This window comes from Mesorhizobium sp. M1E.F.Ca.ET.063.01.1.1 (genome assembly GCF_003998155.1).
Lineage (GTDB): Bacteria > Pseudomonadota > Alphaproteobacteria > Rhizobiales > Rhizobiaceae > Mesorhizobium.
The window spans coordinates 1-6,718 of record NZ_RZSC01000306.1; the positions used below are offsets into that span (position 1 = coordinate 1).

4 protein-coding genes are annotated in these 6,718 nt (G+C 60.7%); 3 read left to right on the forward strand and 1 reads right to left on the reverse strand.

The genetic code is table 11. The features are described from left to right. Positions 1-726 precede the first annotated feature (726 nt). Positions 727-2,772, forward strand: a complete 2,046-nt coding sequence (locus EOA29_RS20590; protein WP_126091907.1) for a flotillin family protein — start codon at positions 727-729, stop codon at positions 2,770-2,772. A gap of 95 nt (positions 2,773-2,867) precedes the next feature. Continuing rightward, positions 2,868-3,251 (forward strand): VOC family protein, encoded by a 384-nt coding sequence (locus EOA29_RS20595; RefSeq protein ID WP_126091908.1) that lies wholly within the window; start codon positions 2,868-2,870, stop codon positions 3,249-3,251. A gap of 89 nt (positions 3,252-3,340) precedes the next feature. Here EOA29_RS20595 and EOA29_RS20600 read toward each other — a convergent pair whose 3' ends face one another. Next, positions 3,341-4,015: a protein-L-isoaspartate(D-aspartate) O-methyltransferase gene (locus EOA29_RS20600; RefSeq protein WP_126091909.1), complete on the reverse strand. Its 675-nt coding sequence runs from the start codon at positions 4,013-4,015 to the stop codon at positions 3,341-3,343. Positions 4,016-4,564: 549 nt separating this feature from the next. Here EOA29_RS20600 and EOA29_RS20605 point away from each other — a divergent pair. After that, a partial coding sequence (locus EOA29_RS20605; protein ID WP_145969723.1) for a transglycosylase domain-containing protein occupies positions 4,565-6,718 on the forward strand: 2,154 nt, incomplete at its 3' end.

Here is a 6,718-nt window from a genome sequence, read left to right on the forward strand (position 1 = left end):
TGCTCGGTGTGTGCATCAAGGGCGGGCCATGAAACAGAACCTGCTCTATCTCATCATCGGCGCGCTGGCCGTCGTGGTCATCGCCCTTGGCGTCTACATCTATCGCGAGCAGACCAGGCCGAAAGGCGTGGAACTCAAGATCGACGACAAGGGCATTTCGATCCAGCAGAACTGAGGCCTCACCATGATGCGACCGTGAAATCGGCCGCATCGTGCGATCATCAAGCATTTGATTTTCAAGCGCTTCGATTTTCCCGACTTAACGCGCCTTTAAAGGTAAGTGATTGTTTTGTTGTTGACCGTTACTGGTCGGTGACCTCAATCTGCAGAGCAGGAGCGGGCCGACGGTTCTAACCCGTCAAGAGCGCCATTTCGCGCTCTTGCCAATTTGTAAAAGCCAACCACCGCGCTTTCGAAATAGCAAAAGCGTTGGAAATACTTATTAGATTTCCGCGCGGAATATCTTTAAACCTGTAGGCGCGATTCCTACGTCATTTGTCGTTATGTCTATCAAGGCAACACCGATGTGAGATCTCTCACGGCCACGCCTCTCTTCACGGGGGACTCGGGATGCGCGGTCATTTTCCCATACAATGAGCAGCCCAAACGTTCGACACGCCCTTAGTGCGTCGAACGTTTGGGTGCGCAATCTCCCCGCTTTTTCAATCAACACCAGCCGGGTGGCCGTCGGGTGGACGAACCCGCGCGCGCCTTAGGAGAGAAGAGATGGAAGCCCTACAATATCTCGACGCAATGAAATGGATGGCGATCGAGGTAGCCGTGCCAGTCATCGTGCTGGCAATCCTGTTCTGGTGGAGTGGCGTGGTTCGCTACATCCCAAACGACAGGCTCGGCATCTTAGAAAAACTATGGAGTTTTCGCGGCTCCGTTAGCAACGGCTTCATAGCGCTCAACCGCGAGGCAGGCTACCAGCCGGAAGTCGTGCGCGGTGGCCTGCATTTCTTCATGCCGTTCCAATATTCGATGCATCGCGCCAATCTTGTCACCATCCCGCAGGGTCAGATCGGCTATGTCTTTGCCCGTGATGGCAAGCCGCTGCCTCCGACGCAAACACTTGCTTCCAACACCGATGCCGATGATTTCCAGGATGTGCGCGCCTTTCTCGAAAAAGGCGGACAGAAAGGACCGCAACGCAAGATCTTGCGTGAAGGCACCTATGCCATCAATCTCGCACAATTCGTCGTGCTCACCGCCCAGTCGATCTATGCCGTTAATTTGAGCTCGTCGGAACAAAACCTTTTTACCAATATGTCCAGCATGATCTCGGAGCGGGGCGGCTTTGAGCCAGTCGTCATCCATAATGCCGAGGACATGATCGGTATCGTCACCATCCATGACGGTCCCGCCCTACCGGACGGCGAGATCATCGCACCGACCGTCGCCAACGATCCGAACGACCCGAACTTCCACAACAATTTTCAGGACCCGGAGAAGTTTCTCAATGCCGGTGGCTACCGTGGCCGGCAGCTCCAGGTGCTGGCCGACGGTAGCTACTTCCTCAATCGCATTTTCGCGACCGTCGAACTGGTCGAGAAGACGATCATTGACGTTGGCACGGTGGGTGTCGTCGTCTCCTATAACGGCCGCCACGGCGCGGATATATCCGGGCAGGCATACCGTCACGGCGAGCTGGTCGAAATCGGCGCACGCGGTGTCTGGTCAACGCCGCTGCTGCCGGGCAAGTATGCGTTCAACACCTATGCCGGCAATATCATCACCGTGCCGACCACCAACTTCGTGCTCAAATGGACGAAGGAGCAGTTTGGCGAACACAGGCTGGACGAGAACCTGTCTGAAGTGTCGTTGATCACCAAGGATGCGTTCGAGCCTGTGCTGCCGCTCTCAGTCGTCGTGCATATCGACTATATGAAGGCGCCGCTCGTGGTGCAGCGTTTCGGTGACATCAAGCGGCTGGTCGAACAAACGCTCGATCCGATGGTTTCTGCTTACTTCAAGAATATCGCCCAGACAAAGACGCTGATCCAGCTCTTGCAGGAGCGTAGCGATATCCAGCGCAAATCGGGCGAGGAGATGCGCGAAAAATTCAATTCCTACAGCCTCGAGCTGCAGGAAGTGTTGATTGGTACGCCCCGTGCCGCCAATGGCCAGAACAGCATAGAGCAGATCCTGATCCAGCTGCGCGAGCGCCAGATTGCAGTCGAAAAGGTCGAGACCTATAAATTGCAGGAGAGGGCGGCCACTCAGGAACGCACGTTGCGTGAGAAGGAGGCGCTCGCCGAACAGCAAGCCAAGATCACGACGTCGGCACTTACCATCGAGATCAGTGAGAACGAGGGCAAGGCGCAACTCGCCCGCACCCGTCAGGAGGCGGAAACCATTCAGGTCACTGCCAAGGCAGAGGCGGAGAAGGTGCGCCTCGCCGGCCAGGGCGAGGCCGACATGATCAAGGCTGTCGCGCTTGCCGATGCCGAGCGCATCAAGGCGACCGGTTTTGCCGAGGCCGAGAAGGTGCGCGCCATCGGTCTGGCGGAGGCCGAGGCCACCGAGAAGAAGGTCGCGGCCTTCGGCGGCCCGGACTATCAGCTCAACTCGCAGGTTCTCATGCGCTTCGCCGAGGCGATCGAGAATGGCAGGCTGCCGCTCGTGCCGCAGATCCAGATCGGCACTACCGGCGGCGAGAAGGGGGCCGCCAATGGCCTTGTCGAGATGATGCTTTCGATGCTCGTCGCCGACCGGGTTGGACGGCAAGACCAACCGGATGTGATCCCGGAACCCGTTGAGGAGGATTGATTGAGGATGGGCCGGCAGTACCGGCCCATTTTGCGCTTCAAGCCTGCTACCATTTGCGGCGTCAGGCTTGTCCATGCTCATGTGGGGTTAGTTCGTTGCTTCTAGGAATCCATCATATTGCAATCATCTGCAGCGACTACGAGCTGTCGAAGCAGTTCTACAATAAACTCGATTTCGTCATCATCGACGAAAATTGGCGCGCCGAAAAACAATCTTGGAAGTGCGACTTGCGGCATGGTCCTGTCCAGATCGAATTGTTCAGTTTTCCCATGCCACCCAGCCGGCCGACCAGGCCTGAGGCATGCGGACTACGACACGTAGCATTCTCGGTGGACTCAGTAGAGGCGACAGCCCGGTTGCTTCGGGCACGAGGCGTCGACGTTGAGCCTATCCGCGTAGACCCACACACGGGACGTTCGTTTACTTTCGTGGCAGACCCCGACGGTCTCCCCATTGAGTTCTACGAGGATCGGGGTTGACAGTCGGAGGACTGCGACGAGAAGAGCGCGGAGCTGCTTGCACCCGGCTGATGGTCACAAAAGTGAAGTCGCACCAGTCGTGCGCCTCATTAGACAGTTTCTAGCCGGCTGAACCGAACCGGGATGACTTTCCGAGTCTCGAGTTGCCCTGCCGCATTCTTGTCGATGACGGTCAGAAACTGTGCCTCTTCAGACGCCAAAGGCAGAACAAGGCGTCCCCCTGGCTTGAGCTGTTTCAGCAAAGCCGGCGGCGTCCGCTCAGCCGCCACGCTAACCAGGATCTTGTCGTACGGGGCGTGCTCGGGCCAGCCGCGAGACCCGTCTCCGACGCGAATAGCGACATTCGAGAAGCCAAGGCCCTGCAGCAGAGCTTCGGCATGGCTTGCAAATTCCTCGATGATTTCGACGCTCCAAACCTGTCCTGCGAGTTCCGCCAGGATCGCGGATTGATAGCCTAGGCCAGTCCCGATCTCGAGCACTGCCTCGTGCGGTTGGGGAGCAAGGAGATCGGTCATCAGAGCGACGATGAAGGGCTGCGAGACGGTCTTATCGAAGCCGATCGGCAACGGCATGTCCTGATAGGCATAAGGCGCGACCGCAGCTGGCACGAAGAGATGTCGCGGGATCCGCTGCATCGATGCCATCACCCGCTCATCGAGCGTTGCCTTGCCGAGTTCTTCGCTTGCAAGGTCGGCATGGATCGCAATCATCTCAACCATGTGCCTGCGTAGAACCGCAAGGTGCTCTTCGTTCATCGGTTTCATGACGGCAAGCTTACCTCGACCAGCCGCTGCCAGACAGCTTTATATCCTGTTCGTCTTGTCACAGTAACCGACAAGGCCGATGCGCTGGGCATTGCCCATTTTGATGCGTACGGACTGGTTTCGCCAGACCTACCCCACGCGACTTTCGCTGACGCACCGGCGCAGCCTGAAGGCCAAGCATCCTCGATGCCAGCGCGCTGAACGCTGCGAGCCCTGCCGGTGACCTTGTGGGCTCGCGATCTGCGCGCGTCTGGTGTCACGGAAAGGCAGGGCGTCGGGCGCTAGGCTGGACCAATCCAGCAAGGTCGCTGGGCACACCAGGACCAAGACGGCAGAGAAGCATGATCGCGCCGTTTTGGAAGCCGCCGATCGCTTCGCCGAGGCTCGGCTTTAAGCGCCGCGAACAGAGCGGTAACGCGCGGTAACGGATTAAGAAATTCGCAAGGAATTTCAAACGGCTGGTCAGCCGCTAATTTAACGCGCCTTTAAACCGCCGCATCTACTCTGCAACCCGAGCGCCATCGGCACCGGGGACAGCAAGCGCAGCGCATGGCGAACCGCAGAGACAGTCGCATCGAACCGAGCTTCGAGGGCTCGCCGCAGGCGAAATCCTCCGATGGCTTCTCGGTCAGCGAGGAGGATCGCGTCGTGCCGGCAAATCGCAAATCCGCAGCAAAACGCAAATCCGCCAAGGCGAAATCCTCGCGTCGCGGTCGCGACCGCAACCGGCGCGGGCTGGTTTCCGTCTTCGGCCGGCTGCTCTACTGGTGCTTCGTGCTCTGCATCTGGGGCGGCATCGCGATGGCCGGCGTCGTCGTCTATTACGGCGCCAAGATGCCGGCGGCGACGACTTGGTCGATCCCCGACCGCGCGCCCAACATCAAGATCGTCTCGGTCGACGACCAGCTCATCGCCAATCGCGGCATGAGCGGCGGCGAGGCCGTCGGCCTGCACGAAATGTCGCCCTATATCCCCGAGGCCGTCGTCGCCATCGAGGACCGGCGCTTCTATTCGCATTTCGGCATCGACCCGATCGGGCTGACGCGCGCCATGGTCACCAACGTTCTCGGCGGCCACTTCTCGCAGGGCGGCTCGACGCTGACGCAGCAGCTTGCCAAGAACCTGTTCCTGACACCCGATCGCACGCTGGAGCGCAAGGTGCAGGAAGTGCTGCTCGCGCTTTGGCTGGAGCACAAGCACAGCAAGGACCAGATCCTCGAAATGTACCTCAACCGGGTCTATTTCGGGTCCGGCGCCTATGGCGTGGAAGCCGCCTCGCGGCGTTATTTCGGCAAGAGCGCGCGCGATGTCTCGCTCTCGGAGGCAGCGCTTCTCGCCGGCCTCTTGAAGGCGCCATCGCGGCTGTCGCCGGCGCGCGATCCGAAGGCGGCTGAAGAACGCGCGCAGCTCGTGCTCGCCGCCATGCGCGAGGAAGGCAAGATCAGCGACAAGGAATACAAGGTGGCGCTGAGCGCGCCGGCGACGCGCTCGCCCTCCTATTGGACCGGCTCGGAGAACTACGTCGCCGATACGGTCATGGAGGAGCTGCCCGACCTGATCGGCGATGTGCGCGGCGACATCGTCATCGACACCACCGTGGACCTGACGCTGCAGAAGCTTGCCGAGCAGTCGATCCGCCGGCTGATCGACGAAAGCGGCAAGAAGCTCAACGTCACGCAGGGCGCGCTGGTGTCGATCGACGATTCCGGCGCCGTGCGCGCCATGGTCGGCGGCTACGACTATTCGACCAGCCAGTTCGACCGCGCCTCGGAGGCGCGGCGGCAGCCGGGATCGGCCTTCAAGCCCTTCGTCTATATGGCGGCGCTCGAAGCCGGCCGCACGCCGGACAGCGTGCGCAACGACGCTCCGATCAAGATCGGCAAATGGACGCCGGATAACTATGGCGGCAAGTACTATGGCAAGGTGACGCTGGCGACGGCGCTGGCCAAGTCGCTGAACTCGGTGGCGGCGCAGCTCACCATGGAAGTCGGGCCCGACGCGGTGGTCGAGGCGGCGCATCGCATGGGCATCCAGTCCGACCTGCAGTCGAACACCTCGATCGCGCTCGGCACCTCGGAAGTGACGCCGCTGGAACTGACCGCGGCCTATGTGCCTTTCGCCAATGGCGGCTACAAGCCGGATATCCACTTCATCCGCCGCGTCACCACAGCCAGCGGCAAGGTGCTTTACGAGAACAATGGCGGCAGCGCGGCGCGCGTGATCAAGGCCGATATCGTCGGCATGATGAACTCGATGATGACGGGAACCGTCGAGATCGGCACCGCCAAGAAGGCCGCCTTCAACTGGCCCTCGGCCGGCAAGACCGGCACCAGCCAGAATTCGCGCGACGCCTGGTTCGTCGGCTACACCGCCAACCTCACCACCGGCGTGTGGTTCGGCAATGACGACGGCAGCGCGATGAAGAAGGTGACCGGCGGCGCGCTGCCGGCGCAGGCCTGGCACGAATTCATGGTCGCCGCGCATGAAGGCGTTCCGGTCAGGCCGCTGCCCGGAACATGGAAGTCGACGCCGTCCGATACGGTCGTGCCGGACGAGATTCCGTCGGCGGATGCTTCGCAGCCGGCGCCGGTGCCGCAGGCGCCGGTCGGCCAATCGCAGCCTGTCGCCCAGGCGCCGGCACGCCAGGCGCGTCCCGCTCAAACCGTCGACGCCGACGGGTTCGACATGCCCAGCGACGGCGGC

Coding starts and splice junctions, on each gene's coding strand:
- EOA29_RS20590 (WP_126091907.1), top strand. CDS start 727: ATGGAAGCCCTACAATATCTCGACGCAATGAAATGGATGGCGATCGAG.
- EOA29_RS20600 (WP_126091909.1), bottom strand. CDS start 4,015: ATGAAACCGATGAACGAAGAGCACCTTGCGGTTCTACGCAGGCACATG.